Source organism: Methylobacterium sp. WL64, assembly GCF_008039945.1.
In the GTDB taxonomy this organism is placed as follows: domain Bacteria; phylum Pseudomonadota; class Alphaproteobacteria; order Rhizobiales; family Beijerinckiaceae; genus Methylobacterium.
Map to the genome: position 1 here is coordinate 1 of NZ_VRVA01000005.1, position 14536 is coordinate 14536.

Annotated in this window: 13 protein-coding genes; 7 read left to right on the plus strand and 6 right to left on the minus strand. The window is 70.0% G+C overall.

All coding sequences use genetic code 11. The features are described from left to right. The 4 genes from FV242_RS04095 to mutS form a co-directional block, all read left to right on the plus strand. On the plus strand, nucleotides 1-941 hold a 941-nt coding region (locus FV242_RS04095), incomplete at its 5' end, for a patatin-like phospholipase family protein (protein WP_246692594.1). Between the two features lie 402 nt (nucleotides 942-1343). Then, nucleotides 1344-2204, plus strand: coding sequence for an alpha/beta fold hydrolase (locus FV242_RS04105; protein ID WP_147938034.1), 861 nt, complete (start codon nucleotides 1344-1346; stop codon nucleotides 2202-2204). 336 nt (nucleotides 2205-2540) lie between these two features. Further along, nucleotides 2541-2840, plus strand: a complete 300-nt coding sequence (locus FV242_RS04110) for a hypothetical protein (RefSeq protein WP_147905813.1) — start codon at nucleotides 2541-2543, stop codon at nucleotides 2838-2840. 152 nt (nucleotides 2841-2992) lie between these two features. Next, the gene (gene mutS, locus FV242_RS04115) at nucleotides 2993-5707 is read left to right on the plus strand and encodes a DNA mismatch repair protein MutS (protein ID WP_147938035.1); all 2715 of its coding nucleotides are present in this window, start codon (nucleotides 2993-2995) and stop codon (nucleotides 5705-5707) included. A gap of 110 nt (nucleotides 5708-5817) precedes the next feature. On the opposite strand, the gene FV242_RS04120 is transcribed toward mutS, so the two are convergent. Together FV242_RS04120 and FV242_RS04125 are read right to left on the minus strand one after the other, a co-directional pair. After that, nucleotides 5818-6261, minus strand: coding sequence for a response regulator (locus FV242_RS04120; RefSeq protein ID WP_147905678.1), 444 nt, complete (start codon nucleotides 6259-6261; stop codon nucleotides 5818-5820). 155 nt (nucleotides 6262-6416) lie between these two features. Next, nucleotides 6417-7457, minus strand: a complete 1041-nt coding sequence (locus tag FV242_RS04125) for a histidine kinase dimerization/phosphoacceptor domain -containing protein (protein WP_147938120.1) — start codon at nucleotides 7455-7457, stop codon at nucleotides 6417-6419. A 240-nt stretch (nucleotides 7458-7697) separates the two neighbouring features. On the opposite strand from FV242_RS04125, the gene FV242_RS04130 reads away from it, so the two are divergent. From FV242_RS04130 to FV242_RS04140, 3 genes are all read left to right on the plus strand, one after another. Then, nucleotides 7698-9080, plus strand: a complete 1383-nt coding sequence (locus FV242_RS04130; protein WP_147905679.1) for an AmpG family muropeptide MFS transporter — start codon at nucleotides 7698-7700, stop codon at nucleotides 9078-9080. Nucleotides 9081-9105: 25 nt separating this feature from the next. Then, complete coding sequence (locus FV242_RS04135; protein WP_147938036.1) at nucleotides 9106-10044, plus strand: EcsC family protein; 939 nt, start codon at nucleotides 9106-9108, stop codon at nucleotides 10042-10044. A 215-nt stretch (nucleotides 10045-10259) separates the two neighbouring features. Further along, nucleotides 10260-10919, plus strand: coding sequence for an MgtC/SapB family protein (locus FV242_RS04140; protein WP_147938121.1), 660 nt, complete (start codon nucleotides 10260-10262; stop codon nucleotides 10917-10919). Between the two features lie 4 nt (nucleotides 10920-10923). Here the strand turns inward: FV242_RS04140 and ilvA are convergent, their stop codons facing one another. The 4 genes from ilvA to FV242_RS04160 all read right to left on the minus strand — a co-directional run bounded on the left by ilvA (nucleotide 10924) and on the right by FV242_RS04160 (nucleotide 14235). Further along, nucleotides 10924-12474: a threonine ammonia-lyase, biosynthetic gene (gene ilvA / locus FV242_RS04145; RefSeq protein ID WP_281407037.1), complete on the minus strand. Its 1551-nt coding sequence runs from the start codon at nucleotides 12472-12474 to the stop codon at nucleotides 10924-10926. Nucleotides 12475-12520: 46 nt separating this feature from the next. Then, complete coding sequence (locus FV242_RS04150) at nucleotides 12521-12643, minus strand: type II toxin-antitoxin system RelE/ParE family toxin (protein WP_147938037.1); 123 nt, start codon at nucleotides 12641-12643, stop codon at nucleotides 12521-12523. 189 nt (nucleotides 12644-12832) lie between these two features. Next, nucleotides 12833-13180 carry a diacylglycerol kinase gene (locus tag FV242_RS04155; protein ID WP_147854338.1) on the minus strand — a complete coding sequence of 116 codons (348 nt, stop codon included), beginning with the start codon at nucleotides 13178-13180 and terminating at the stop codon, nucleotides 12833-12835. Next, nucleotides 13177-14235, minus strand: a complete 1059-nt coding sequence (locus tag FV242_RS04160; RefSeq protein WP_147938122.1) for an AbrB family transcriptional regulator — start codon at nucleotides 14233-14235, stop codon at nucleotides 13177-13179. Before FV242_RS04160 ends, FV242_RS04155 begins: the two co-directional genes overlap by 4 nt. Nucleotides 14236-14536 lie beyond the last annotated feature (301 nt).

The window sequence follows — 14536 nt, forward strand, 5'->3', positions numbered from 1 at the left end:
CCCCCCCCCCCCCCCCCCCCCCCCCCCCCCCCTTTTTTTTTTCAACCACAAGACGGCATACGCGCTCTGCGCTTGTCTCGGGGGCGCGGAGATGTGTATACGCGCCCGGGGGACTGGTGCTCGGCGGGGGCGGCGCGCGCGCATTTGCCCATCTCGGCGTGCTCCAGGCCCTGGACGAGGCCGGCTGTCCGCCGGACTTCGTGGGCGGCACCAGCATGGGAGCGATCATCGCCGCCAGCCTCGCCATGGGCTGGAGCCTCGCCGAGATCCAGGCGCAGACCGAGGCCTCGTTCGCCGGCCGCAGCCTGATAAACGATTACACTTTGCCCATCCACGCCCTGACGCGGGGTTCCAAGGTCGACGCAGGTCTCGCCGAACGCTACGGCGGCGCGCGGATCGAGGACCTGTGGCTGCCGTATTTCTGCGTGTCGTCGAACCTGACGACCGGGCGGGCGATGATCCACCGCGCCGGGGACCTGCCCAAGGCCTTGCGGGCGAGCATCGCGATCCCGGGACTGCTGCCCCCAGTCCTGTGCGAGGCGGGCGTGCTGGTCGACGGGGGCATGATGAACAACGTGCCCGCGGACGTCGCCGCCGAACTAGAGCGCGGTCCGGTCCTGGCCGTCGATGTCGGCAGCGACCGCGCGTTCCAGGACATGCCCATCCGGGGCTGGCGCGGCCGGCTCCTGCGCAGATTGATCGGCTCGCCGGCCGCGATGCCGGGCCTGGCGCCGCTCTTGTTGCGCGCGGCCACCGTGTCGAGCGACGCGCAAACCATGATGGCCGCGGCCCACGCCACGGCCCTGCTCAGACCGCCGCTCGCCGGCATCGATCTGCGCGCGTGGTCGAGCTTCCGGGAATCGGCCGAGCTCGGTTACCGGGACACCCGCGCGAACATCGAGGCCGGACATCTGGCGCAGTGGCTCGATCCGATGCGCTGACCGATCGCCGGATCGCGCAGGGCGGTCGCGCGTGTGCCAGCACACCGTGGCGACGAGCAGGGGGTAACCAGATGCCCCGGTCAACGATCTTCCCTGAGACGAAGACACGCTGAGCTCGAAGACGATGACTACGAATTCTTCAGGACCACGCAACCGGACAGATAGCGCGCGGGCATCAAGCCTACGGGATGGCGATGGCGCACCCTATGTCCCCGCCTCGGGAGCCCTGCTGCACGGTGCCGCCTTCGTCCTGCTCTGTCTCTGGACGCGGACATCTCCGGATCGGCTCAGGGACCAACTCGCGGCCGAGGCGGGCGCCTGTTCCGCCCTTGGCTTCTGACGGGATGGATGCACGGCCGGCGGCCCACGTGAGCCGTCGGGCCTGACGGAGCACGGGATCGGATGAACGATGTAGCGGGCGTTGCGATGCGCCGGGTCGTCCTGCCGGAGGTGACCCTGCACGTGGCCGAGGCCGGTCCGCAGGCGGGTCCGCCGACCATCCTCCTGCACGGCTTTCCCGAATCCTGGTACGGCTGGCGCCATCAGATCGGAGCGCTCTCGGAGGCAGGCTTGCGGCTGGTCGTGCCCGATCAGCGCGGTTACGGCCTCAGCGACAAGCCGCACGGCATCGCCGCCTACCATCTCGACCGGCTGGCCGGTGACGTGATCGCCCTGGCCGACGCCTGCGGCTTCCGGACGATCCGCCTCGTCGGCCACGATTGGGGTGGGCTGGTCGCGTGGTGGGTCGCCAGCCTGTATCCCGACCGCATCGACCGGCTCGCGATCCTCAACGCGCCGCATCCGGGCATTGTCGGATCCTACATCCGCCGCCACCCGGGGCAGTGGCTGCGGAGCTCCTATGTCGGCCTGTTCCAGATCCCCGTGCTGCCCGAGCGGCTGCTGACGGCGGATCGGTGCCGGGCCTTGCGGCGGGCGCTGACCCGCACGAGCCGGCCCGGGGCCTTCGCGGCTTCGGACCTCGACCGCTATGTCGAGGCCTGGCTGCAGCCGGGCGCGATGACCGCCATGCTGAACTGGTACCGTGCCTTGGCGCAGTTGCCGCGGACGGCGCCGCCGCGGGTCCGCGTGCCGACCCTGATCCTCTGGGGCAAGCAGGACACCGCCCTGCAATCCGGCCTCGCGGAGGCGAGCCTGGATCTCTGCGAGGACGGGCGGATCGCGTGGTTCCCAATCGCGAGCCATTGGCTCGCTCACGAAGAGCCGGTGGCCGTCAACAGCGCGTTGCAAGCGTTTCTGGTCTGAATCACGATCCCGGGCCGACCCCGCACATCTCTTCGACGGGCTGTCTGCGTTCAGTGCCGATCCCGGAAAGCCTGCATCCGGCTCGGTCTCGTGCGTGTCGAGCCGACGAAAGTCTCACGGTTTCGGCAGTCGAGCGCTTAATTCATCTCAGAAGTTGTATTATCATGACCTCGATTTTGCTCAAGGTAGGTCTATCGACGAAACACGCTCTGGACCTTGGGACAATCCGATTTTTCCATCGATTGGACTGAATCTTTTTCAGCAGAGTCTTGGGAACTTCGCCAGCCGCAGATCATTATGGATCGCCTTCTCGAAGTCGGATGGAGTATTTTAAAAATGTCTTTTCGTTCACTGCTGACCGCTAGCTTGGTCTTGGGCGGTCTCGTCGCCGGAACGGCGGCGGTTCAGGCGGCCCCGGCGCTGCCGCAATCGGGCCTGACGGGTCACGACATGATCGATCAGGTCGCGATGCATCACCGCCACGATCACCGGATGCACCGCCATCATTCCACGCGCCATCAGCGCCGGATGCGCCGCATGAATACGATGCACCACGGCAACCCGAACTCGAAGAACCCGTCGCGGCCGGGCTACCAGCAGAACCTGGGCAGCACCACCGGCGGCCCGCGTTACTGAGCCGTCCCTCCCAATTCGAATGACAGCCCGGCGCCGCAAGCGCCGGGTTTTTCTATTTCGGAGCGACGGCATCCACCGACGATGACGGCTTCTCCCCAGGCGCGTAGCCCGGGACGGCCTGATTCGGCAGACGCACTCTGCTAAGAGGCGCCATGGCCCGAACCGCCGTCCGCATCGCCGACACACCGCCCGCCGCCAGCCTGGATCCGGCCGGCGCAACGCCGATGATGGCGCAGTACATCGAGATCAAGGCGGCCAACCCCGACTGCCTTCTGTTCTACCGGATGGGGGATTTCTACGAGCTGTTCTTCGGCGACGCCGAGATCGCGTCGCGGGCTCTCGGGATCGTGCTGACCAAGCGCGGCCGGCACGGTGGCGCCGAAATCCCGATGTGCGGCGTGCCGGTCGACCGCGCCGACGACTACCTCAGCCGCCTGATCGCGCTGGGCAACCGGGTCGCGGTCTGCGAGCAGACCGAAGATCCCGCCGAAGCCAAGCGGCGCGGCCCGAAATCGGTGGTGCGACGCGAGGTGGTCCGCCTCGTCACGCCGGGCACGATCACGGAGGATCGCCTCCTCGATCCGGCCAGCGCCAACCTCCTGCTGGCGATCGGCCGACGCAAGACCGGGGAGGGGGCCACGGCGTACGGCCTCGCCGCCATCGACATCTCCACCGGCCGCTTCTCCCTGAGCGAGGTCTCGGGCGGCGATCTCGCCGGCGCCATCGCCCGGCACGATCCCCGGGAAATCGTCCTGTCGGAGGCGATCCACACCGATCCGGCCCTGGCGCGGATCTGGCAGGAGAGCCGGGCCGCGATCGTCCCCCTGGCCCAAGCCGAACTGGAGCCCGCCGCGGCCGAGCGGCGGGTGCGCGAGCAATACGGTGTCTCGACCCTCGACGGCTTCGGCAATTTCACCCGGGCCGAGATCCAGGCCGCCGGGACCGGGCTCCTCTACATCGCCCGCACGCAGCTCGCCGCCCGGGCGCCCCTCTCGGTGCCGAGCCGCGAGGCGGCGGGGTCGACGCTCGCCATCGATGCCGCCACCCGCGCCAACCTGGAGCTGACCCGCACGCTCTCGGGCGAGCGCACCGGCAGCCTGCTGGACACGATCGACCGGACCGTCACCGCCAACGGCGCCCGCCTGCTGGCCGAGCGCCTGGCGGGGCCGCTCACCGACCTGGAGCGGATCGCCCGCCGGCACGAGACCGTCGCGTATCTCGTCGAGGACCACGGCCTCCGGAAAGCGATCCGCGAGACGCTGGCCCGGGCCCCCGATCTGGCGCGGGCGCTCTCCCGGGTCGGGTTGGGGCGCAGCGGCCCCCGGGACCTGGCCGCGATCCGGGACGGGCTGTCGGCCGCCGCCGGCCTCGGGGCGGTCCTGACGCAGGCCGGCGTAGGCACACCGGAGCTTGCGGAGGTCGCCGAGGCCCTGGGGGCGGCCGATCCGGCCCTGGCGACGTCGCTGCAGGCCGCGTTGGCCGACGAGCTGCCCCTGTCCCGGCGGGACGGCGGCTTCGTCAAAGCGGGGTTTTCCGCGGCGGTGGACGAGGCCCGGCTGCTCGGCCAGGATTCGCGCAAGGTCGTCGCGGCACTCCAGGCCCGCTACGCCGAGGAGACCGGCTGCCGGACGCTGCGGATCAAGCACAACAACCTGCTCGGATATTTCATCGAGGTTCCGCAATCGGTGGGTGAGGCCTGCCTCAAGGGCCTTCAGCGGGACTTCGTGCATCGCCAGACCATGGTCGATGCGATGCGCTTCACGAGCGTCGAATTGGGCGACCTGGAGCGAAGGATCTCCGGCGCTTCGGACCGCGCGCTGGCGCTCGAATCCGCGATCTTCGAAGAATTGGCCGGCCGTATCGTCGAACAGTCTTCGCAGACTGCGCGGGTCGCCGAAGCCCTGGCGTCGCTCGACGTCGCGGCCAGCAACGCCGAACTCGCGGTCGAGTTGGACTGGCGGCGGCCCGAGGTGGACGATTCTCTGGCCTTCGCGATCATCGGCGGTCGTCACCCGGTGGTTGAGGCCGCGTTGCGCCGGGCGGGCGAGCCGTTCATCGCCAACGATTGCGACCTGTCGGGCGAGACGCGCGGCCGGATCCGACTGATCACCGGCCCGAACATGGGCGGGAAGTCGACCTTTCTACGCCAGAACGCCCTGATCGCCGTGCTGGCCCAGATGGGCGCGTTCGTTCCGGCGGCGTCGGCGCAGATCGGGCGGGTCGACCGCCTGTTCTCCAGAGTGGGCGCCGCCGACGACCTGGCGCGCGGGCAATCGACCTTCATGGTCGAGATGGTCGAGACCGCCGCGATCCTCAATCAGGCGAGCCGGCGCTCCCTGGTGATCCTGGACGAGATCGGGCGCGGCACCGCGACCTTCGACGGGCTGTCGATCGCCTGGGCGTGCCTCGAGCACCTCCACGAGGCCAATGCCTGCCGGGCGTTGTTCGCCACGCACTTCCACGAGTTGACGGCGCTCGGCGACCGGCTGGCGCGGCTCGACAACGCGACCCTGAAGGTGGCCGAGCACCGCGACGGCGTGGTCTTCCTGCACGAGGTGGTGCCGGGCATCGCCGAGCGCAGTTACGGCCTCCAGGTGGCGCGTCTGGCCGGGCTGCCGGCCAGCGTGGTCACCCGGGCCGGGGCGATCCTAAAGAGCCTGGAGAAGGCCGAGCGCGGGCGTCCGGCCCGGGCCAGGATCGACGACCTGCCCCTGTTCGCGGCGCTCGCCCCGCCACCGCCGCCTGAGCCGCCGGCCGAGGATCCGATCGGCACGCTGCTCGACACCATCGATCCGGACGCGCTGACGCCCCGGGAGGCGCTGGACGCGCTCTATCGGCTCAAACGCGAGCGGGCGGAAAAGCGGTGATCGCGGATTGATCTTGGTTCCCGCACCCCCTCATCCAGGGGTGCTGCGCAGCAGCCTCGCGCCGTCGCCTCGACATAAGGGGATTTCATAGGAGCGTTGGGTCTGCAGATTCACGGCGCCGGAGCAAAATGAAAGCCATCCGGCGCGCCATGCTCCGGCGCACGGCCGGCCCGGCGGTCGCCGACCCAGTCCAGGATGCTGGCGACAACGCGCTCGCTATAGGGCTTGGCGATCACCCCGATGGCACCCGCGAAGTCGTCCGGGATGCGCTTCGCGTTGGCGGTCATGAACACCACGGTGATCCGCGGATCCGCCGAGAGCGCCCGGGCGACCTCGACGCCGGTGGGGCCGTCGACCAGGTGGATGTCCACGAAGGCGACGTCCGGAGTGGCGGAGCGCCCCAGCGCGATCGCCTCGGTCGAACTCCCCGCGATGCCGACCGTGACGTGCCCGAGATCGTCGAGCAGGCATTCGAGTTCGAGGGCGATCAGCACCTCATCCTCGACCACGAGGATGCGGAGCGCAGCGTCCGTGCCGGCATTCCCGCCCCTCATGCGCTCTCCCCATCCCGTTGCAGGGCCCACCAGCGGATTGCGGATCCGGGGAGGCTCCAGGTTCTTCATCGAGCATCGACGCGGTCCGAGAGCCAGCATCCGGCCTTCGGGATGGTGTTCAGGGGCACTGAGCTTGAGGCCATTGGGCCGAAGACTCAAGCCGGCGCCAGGAGCGGGATATCGATCTGGACATGGGTGCCGGGTCCGGCATCGACCCAGGCGATGGTGCCTCGCAGCTGGCGCACCACCATCTCCACGAGATTACGACCGAAACCGGCGGGGTTCGGGGCCGCCGCCGCGATGCCGACGCCGTCGTCGCGGATCGTCAGGCGCATCCCGGACTCGGTGCGGCGGGCAGTGATCGAGACGCGGCCCTCGCGCGCATCCGGGAAGGCGTGACGCAGGGCGTTCGCGGTCAGCTCGTGGATGAGCAGGGCGAGCGGTGCCGCCATGGCGGCCGCCACCGAGATCGGCTCGACCTCGGCCTCGACCCGTCGCGTCTCGTGATCGAGGCCGGCATTCACGTCGGACAGGAACTCGGCCGCGAAATCGCCGAGGTTGAAGTGGGTGCAGTCGCCCTCGGAGTAGAGCATCCGGTGCGCGGTCGAGAGCGCTCCGATCCGCTCGGCCATGCCCTGAAGCGCGTCCCGGGCCTCGCCCTCCGGCGTGCGCCGGGCCTTCAGCAGCATCAGCGAGGAGATGACCTGAAGATTGTTCTTCACCCGGTGGTCGACCTCGTGAAGCAGAGCGGTCTTCTGCTCCAGAGCCGCACTGAGGTCATGGGTGCGGGCCGCGACCAGGCGCTCCAACTCGTCGTTGTTCACCCGCATGGTGAACTCGCGTTCGCGGGTGTGGGTCATGTCGGATTGCGCCGCGTAGAAATACGCGAGGCCGGCCGCGTCGTGGACCGGTGTGATCGTCATGGCGCTCCAGTAGGGCGAGCCGTCCTTGCGATAGTTCAGCAGCTCGGAGCTGATCGAATCACCGGCTTGGACGGCGGCCCGGATCCGGGCCACCTCGGCCTTGTCGGTTCCAGGCCCCTGGAGCATGCGGCAGTTGCGTCCGACCAGTTCATGGACGGCGAAGCCGCTCAATGCCAGGAACGCGTCGTTGACCCAGGAGATCGGGTTGTCGGGCGCACGCGCGTCGGTGATCACCATCGGGGACGGCGAACGGGCAAAGGCATCGACCAGCATCGCGTTTGGCGGACTGGGCTCGGGGCGGGCACTCAACGCATCATTCCACACTCGATCGACCCGGCTTTAGGATACGGCAACGCCGATCACGCCCCGCGCATGCAGGACGTGGAGACCACGTTAAGCAGGCATCGACCATGATTTAGGCGCACGGCCCCCCGATTCAGCCAAGACCCGAACGGCGCAAGGCTGCCACGATTTCGCGGGATCAAGGCCATTAAGGCTCAGGAGTTCCATGCCATGGCCAACCCGCCACAGGCTGCGCGCCGCTTTCACCTGCGCGATATCGTCGAGGATCGCCGAATCCTGCTGATGCTGGCGCTCGGATTCTCCTCCGGGCTGCCGCTCCTGCTGGTGCTCGGGACCTTCACGCTCCGGCTCGCCTTCTCGGATATCGACGTGCGGGCGATCGGCCTGTTCAGCTACGTCGCGCTGCCGTACTCGCTGAAGTTCCTGTGGGCCCCGGCGATCGACCGGCTGAACGTGCCGGTGCTGAGCAGGCTGCTCGGCCGGCGGCGGGCCTGGATGGTGACCACGCAGGCCGCCGTCGCCCTGTGCCTGATCCTGATGGCCTTCTCGGACCCGAAGACCAACCTGGCGCTGCTCGGCTTCGGGGCCTTCCTGGTGGCCTTCTGCGCGGCGAGCCAGGATGTGGTCGTGGACGGCTGGCGCATCGACGCCGCCGGCAGCGACTTCCAGGGCATCCTGGCGGCGACCTCGAACCTCGGCTACCGGCTCGGGCTGATCGCGGCCGGCGCCGGGGCCCTGTTCATCGCCTCGTCCGGGGGCTGGACGCTGGCCTACCTGATCATGGCGGCCCTGATGCTGGTCGGGATGATCGCCGCGCTGCTGGCGCCGGCCTTCGACGCACCCGCGCGGGTGCAGGCCGACGCGGCCGGGCATTCCCGGTTCTGGTCCATGCGCCGGGCCGTGCTGGAGCCGCTGACCGAGCTGCACGGCCGCTTCGGCGGCGCGCTCTGGGGCATCCTGCTGCTGGTGGCGCTCTACCGTCTGCCGGATTTTCTCTCGGGCGTGATGGCGAGCCCGCTCTATCGGACGCTGGGCTTCGACCTCAAAGAGATCGCAACCGTCACCAAGCTGTACGGCATCTGGGTCGGCATCGCGGGGGGCTTCGCGGGCGGCTGGGCCCTGGCGCGGCTCGGCCTGTTCCCGACGTTGCTGCTCGGCGCCTTCCTGGCCGCCTCCTCGCACCTGTCCTTCGCCTGGCTGTCGGCCGGCGCTCCCGAGATCTGGCGCCTGACGGTGGCGATCTCGATCGAGAACTTCTGCGGCTCCTTCGCCGGCATCGTGCTGATCGCCTACATGTCGAGCCTCACCAGCCCGGCCTACGCGGCGACGCAGTACGCACTGTTCTCCTCGCTCTACGCCTTGCCGGGCAAGCTGGTCGCGGGGTCGTCCGGCTTCGTCGTGGCGGCGATCGGCTATCCGGCCTTCTTCGTGATGACCTCCCTGGTCGGGATCCCGGTGCTGATCCTCTGCCTCGCGGTCGGGCGGCGCGGGCAGCGTCAGGACGAGGCTGCGGCACGGGCGGCGGACGAGGCGGGGAACCGCATCCCGGCGCCCGAGCTTCCTTCCACGGCGCGGGCTTCCGGCACCGCGTGATGCGATCAGATCCAGGAATTCACGGATGAGCACGAGCGATCTCACTCGCGCCGACGCGACGATGCCGGCGCCGATCCCCGAAATCGCCTTGAGCGAGGCGGACCTCGCCGCCCTGCGCCGGGCCGTGGCGGTACTGGAGCGGCCGAGCCTGGCCGCCCGCCTGTCCTCGGCGGCCGGCGCCCCGCTCGACATCATCGGCCGCTCGCTGCCCGCCCCGGTGACGGAGGCCGTCGGCCGCTCCACCGAGGCTGCGATGCGCGGCGCGCTGCGGGTCGCCCTGGCAACGCTGCCGCGCAGGGACGTCGTTCCCACCGCGGGTACCGAGATCGAGGCAGTCGCCGCCAAGGCGGACAGCCGGCTGACCCGTCTGCTCGGCTCGGGCGACACCAAGCACAAGGCGTTCGCGGCGCTGTCCGGGGCGCTGGGCGGCGCGTTCGGGCTGGCGACGCTGGCCGTCGAGCTGCCGGTTTCGACCACGCTGATGCTCCGCTCGATCGCCGAAATCGCCCGTGACGAAGGCGAGGACCTGGAAACGCCAGAGGGTGCCTTGGCCTGCGTCCAGGTCTTCGCCCTGGGCGGACGCACCGCGGCCGAGACGGAGGCCGGCTCGGCATTGACCGAGAGCGGCTATTTCGCGGTCCGGGCGGCCCTGGCCAAGACCCTGGCGGAGGCCGCACGCTACGCCGGCAGCAAGACCCTGCTCGACCAGTCGGCTCCGGCCCTGATCCGGTTCACGGCGCAGATCGCGGCCCGGTTCGGCCTCGTGGTCTCGCAGAAGGTCGCCGCGCAGGCCGTCCCCGTGCTGGGCGCCTTCGGGGGGGCTGCGGTGAACACCGCCTTCATGAGCCATTTCCAATCGACCGCCCGGGCGCATTTCACGGTCCGGCGGCTCGAGCGGGCCTACGGTCCGGCCGCCGTGCGGGCGGCCTACGAGGTGGAGAAGGCGGCGCTGGGGGCGGCCTGAACGCGCGTCGCCGCCTGAACGGTCTTGCGGTCGGCAGCCTCGCTGTCTTCGGGACGGACCGCCTCGGCATTCCGGGTTCGCCTGTGGCCCCGTGAGGCACGCCGAGCGGAACGGCGATCGAATCCCGGATCTGCCTTGATCCGCCTTCCCGGTCCCGCCAGAAACGATCCGTCTGACGCGCAGCGATGGAGGCGATCCTGATCAGCAACGCGGAGATGGTGATGCGGCTCGCCTTGGCGGCGCTGGCCGGCAGCGTCATCGGGCTGGAGCGCGAGCGGCTGCTCTGGGCGGCGGGCCTGCGGACGCACATGCTCGTCTGCGTCGGCTCCTGCCTGATCATGATCGTCTCGGCCTTCGGCTTCAGCGACGTGCTCGGCACCAAGAACGTCGTGCTCGATCCCTCGCGCATCGCCGCGCAGGTCGTCTCGGGAATCGGGTTCCTCGGCGCGGGCACGATCCTGCTGCGCGGCGAGGTCGTGAAGGGGCTCACCACGGCGGCAAGCCTGTGGGGCGTGGCGGCGATCGGGCTCGCGATCGGCAGCGGGCTTTATGTGCCGGCTTTGGCGACGACGGTCCTGGTGGTCGGCATCCTGGCGGGGATCAAGCCGTTCGAGGAACGCTGGCGCGAGCGGATGCGGTCCCAGACCCTGCGCATGACCGTCCGCAAGGGCGGGATGTCGATCGACACCCTCCATGCGGTGACCGGCGAGCGCGCCTCGCGGGTGCGCCAGTTCAGCACCCGGCCGGCTTCAGACCCGGACCTCGACGAGGTCACCGTCACCTTCGTCCGGCTGTCGCGCACGAGCTTCGAAGCGATCGCCGCCAAGCTGCGCGAGACCGCCGAGGTGGTCTCGGTCGATACCGTCGACAGCTGACGTCTCAGGCCGCCTCGCCGTCCAGGAAGAGGCGATAGGCCGGATTCTCGGTCTCGTCGGTGGCCGGGTAGCCCAACGCCTCGATTGCAGCATCGAACCGTGTGCGCTCGGCCGGCGGCACCGCGATGCCGGCGAGGACCCGGCCGTAATCGGCGCCGTGGTTGCGGTAGTGGAACAGGGTGATGTCGAAGCCGGGCCCCAGCGCGTCCAGGAACTTCATCAGCGCGCCCGGCCGCTCCGGGAACTGGAAGCGGAACAGCCGCTCATGCGCGACCCCGACGGCCCGGCCGCCGACCATGTAGCGGACGTGGACTTTGGCCATCTCGTTGTCGCTCATGTCGAGGACCCGGTATCCGGCCTCGCGCAGGTCGCCGATCAGCCCCTGCTTCTCGCGCTTGCCACCGGCGATGTTGATGCCCACGAAGATCTGCGCCTCGGAGCCCGGGGCGTGGCGGTAGTTGAACTCGGTGATCGCCCGCGGCCCGAGCGCCCTGATGAACGCCCGGTAGGCGCCGGGCTGCTCCGGGATGGAGACGCCGAGCAGGACCTCGCGCTGCTCGCCGATCTCCGCCCGCTCGGCGATATGGCGCAGGCGGTCGAAGTTGAGGTTCGCCCCCGAAGAGATCGCGATCAGGGTGCCGTCGCCGCCCTCGCGCTCGGCGTAGAGCTTGGCCCCGGCGAGGCTCAGCGCCCCGGACGGCTCCGACACCGCCCGGGTGTCGTCGAAGATGTCCTTCACCGCCGCGCACATGGCGTCGGTGTCCACCGTGATGACTTCGTCGAGATGCTCCCGGCAGAGCCGGAAGGTCTCCTCGCCGGCTTGGCGCACGGCGACGCCGTCGGCGAACAGCCCGACCGAGGGCAGGCTGACCCGGGTGCCGGCGGCGAGCGCAGCCGCCATGCAGGCGGCATCCTCAGGCTCGACGCCGATCACCTTGGTGCCGGGCCGCAGGTACTTCACGAAGGTCGCGATCCCGGCGGCCAGCCCGCCGCCGCCCACCGGCACGAAGATCGCCTCGATCGGCCCGGTATGCTGCTCCAGGATCTCCTTGCCGATGGTCCCCTGGCCGGCGATGACCTCGGGATCGTCGAACGGGTGCAGGAAGGTCAGCCCCTGCTCGGCCTCCAGGATCTTGGCGTGGGCCAGGGCCTCGTCGAACGCGTCACCGTGCAGCACCACCTCGGCGCCGCGGGCCCGGCAGGCATCGACCTTGATCGACGGGGTGGTGCGCGGCATCACGATCACCGCCCGGGCCCCGAGCTTGGCCGACGCCAGCGCCACGCCCTGCGCATGGTTGCCCGCGGAGGCGCAGACCACGCCCCGGGCGATCTGGTCCGGGCTCAGGCCCGACATCTTGTTGTAGGCGCCGCGCAGCTTGAACGAGAAGACGGGCTGCAGGTCCTCGCGCTTGAGCAGCACGGGCCGGCCGAGCCGCTTCGTCATCCGGGGCATCGGATCGAGCGGGCTCTCGATCGCCACGTCGTAGACGCGGGCGGTCAGGATCTTGCGGATGTAGTCGGTCATGTTTTTGGGACTTCGGCGCGCGGCGCGGATGGGCCGAGATAGACCCTCGCGCGGCGAGATGCGAGCGGAGGCTCGCTCAGGTCAGAGGCCGGGCCCAGTCCTGGCAGCCGTGCAGGACGCGGACGATCAAGATGCCGGCCGCGTGCTCGACATACCCGACGACATGCGCGCGGTACGGATACAGCCGCACCGGAGGCACGAGGTCATCCCGGAAGAAGGCCAGCAGCGGGGTTCTTGGCGAACAGCGCCGTCAGCCCAGCGTAAGACCGCTCGGCTTGGTCGCGGCCGAAGGTGGCGGAACCAGACACCACCAACACCCAGCCGGTCAAAGATCTGACGGTCTTACCAGTTCGCACGCAGCAGCTGCGCGCGGGACATCCCGGTCAGGTCACCCCACCCGCTCCACGAGCGCCGCCACCCACACCAGCAGCGCCGCCATCTGGGCCATGAAGGTCCCGGCCGAGGCCAGATCCTTCACGGTGCCGATCATCGGGTGGTGGCCGGGGTGGACGTGGTCGCAGAGCTTCTCCACGGCGGTGTTGAGGAACTCGGCGGCCAGCATCAGCAGCAGGCTCACCATCAGGGCGACCCGGACCCAGAGGGTCGCGCCCAGCAGCAGGGCCACCGGCACGCCGAGCGCCAGCAGCACCAGCTCCTGCCGCACCGCCCGCTCGGTGCGGGCGCCGTGGCGCAGGCCGCGCCAGGAATTGAGGAAGGCGAGGACGAGGGCGTTCATCGGGCGGCGCCCTCCGGCACCGACCGGCTGATCCACTTGGCCAGAAGCGGCCCGGTCAGCAGCACCACGAACAGGCGCAGCGTCTGCACGGCCAGCACGAAGGACACGTCCGCCTTCGAGCCGACCGCGATGATCGCCACGGAATCGAGCCCGCCCGGACTGGTGGCCAACACGGCGGTGAGCAGGTCGATCGGCAACAGGAAGGTCAGGCCCCAGCCCCAGGCGCCGCACAGGGCGATCACCGAGAAGGTCGCGGCCAGGATGCCGGGCAGGGCGGAAAAGGTCAGCCGCAGGGTTTCGCGGGTGAAGCGCAGGCCGACATAGATGCCGATGCAGGCATAGGCGAGTTCGAGGATCGGTGCCGGCAGGGACATCCGCACCAGGCCGCTGGCATGGAGCAGACTGCCGAGCACCATCGGGCCGATCTGCGCGCCGGCCGGGACCCGGAGGGACAGGGCGACGCCGGCCCCGACCACCGCGACCGCCAGCGTCGCCAGCAGCGAGAGCGCTCCGGTCACCTCGGCCGCCCCGGCGGCGGCGCCCGGGACCGGCGCCTCCATCAGGAACCGGGCGGCCAGCGAGGCCGAGAACACCACGGCGGCGACCCGTACATACTGCATGAAGGCCACGAGCCGCGGATCGGCGCCGAAATCCTCGGCCATCGCCACCATGGCGGAGGCGCCGCCGGGGGAGGAACCCCAGGCCGCCGTGGTCCCGGGCAGCACCCGCAACCGCGTGAGGATCCAGCCGACGAGGCCGCTCGCCGCCACCGTCACCAGCACCACGGCGACGATCAGCGGCCCGTCCTCGAACAAGGTCTGGGCGATCTGCCCGGTCACGGCGTGGGCCACCAGACAGCCGATCATCGCCTGCGCGGCGTTGAAGGCGAAGCGCGGCACGTGCAGGCGGGAGCCACCGACCCCGAAGGCGATCGCCGCGATCATCGGCCCGAGCAGGAGCGCGGCGGGGAACCCCGCGTGCAGCAGGCCGAGCGAGACGGCCGCCGACGCGACGGCGAGGGCGGCCCAGAGGCCGAGGCTGCGGGAGGAGGGCAAGGCGACCGGGGGCGGGTTCACCCGTACGGATTGCCGGGCGGAGGCCCGCTACACTGCAATATGGGCCCTGTCACGGCAAAGATTTTTGCAATGCCGATGTCGGGGCTGGCGAGCTACGGTCTTCACAGGGATCGTGGTGACGCGTTTTTCTGAAGCGGAGGCATCTCGCGGGCGCAGGCTCGCCCCGGGGCCTCTTCCGCCCCCGCCCACATCCTGAGGCACCGGAGCGAAGCGGAGGCCCCCGGAATCGTCGGGGATCGCGCGGCGGGCTCCTCGGGATGGGCGGCCCGGACCGGCGATC

Coding starts and splice junctions, on each gene's coding strand:
- FV242_RS04155 (WP_147854338.1), bottom strand. CDS start 13,180: ATGAACGCCCTCGTCCTCGCCTTCCTCAATTCCTGGCGCGGCCTGCGC.
- FV242_RS04135 (WP_147938036.1), top strand. CDS start 9,106: ATGAGCACGAGCGATCTCACTCGCGCCGACGCGACGATGCCGGCGCCG.
- FV242_RS04120 (WP_147905678.1), bottom strand. CDS start 6,261: ATGAGGGGCGGGAATGCCGGCACGGACGCTGCGCTCCGCATCCTCGTG.
- FV242_RS04110 (WP_147905813.1), top strand. CDS start 2,541: ATGTCTTTTCGTTCACTGCTGACCGCTAGCTTGGTCTTGGGCGGTCTC.
- FV242_RS04140 (WP_147938121.1), top strand. CDS start 10,260: ATGGTGATGCGGCTCGCCTTGGCGGCGCTGGCCGGCAGCGTCATCGGG.
- mutS (WP_147938035.1), top strand. CDS start 2,993: ATGGCCCGAACCGCCGTCCGCATCGCCGACACACCGCCCGCCGCCAGC.
- FV242_RS04105 (WP_147938034.1), top strand. CDS start 1,344: ATGAACGATGTAGCGGGCGTTGCGATGCGCCGGGTCGTCCTGCCGGAG.
- FV242_RS04130 (WP_147905679.1), top strand. CDS start 7,698: ATGGCCAACCCGCCACAGGCTGCGCGCCGCTTTCACCTGCGCGATATC.
- FV242_RS04125 (WP_147938120.1), bottom strand. CDS start 7,457: ATGCTGGTCGATGCCTTTGCCCGTTCGCCGTCCCCGATGGTGATCACC.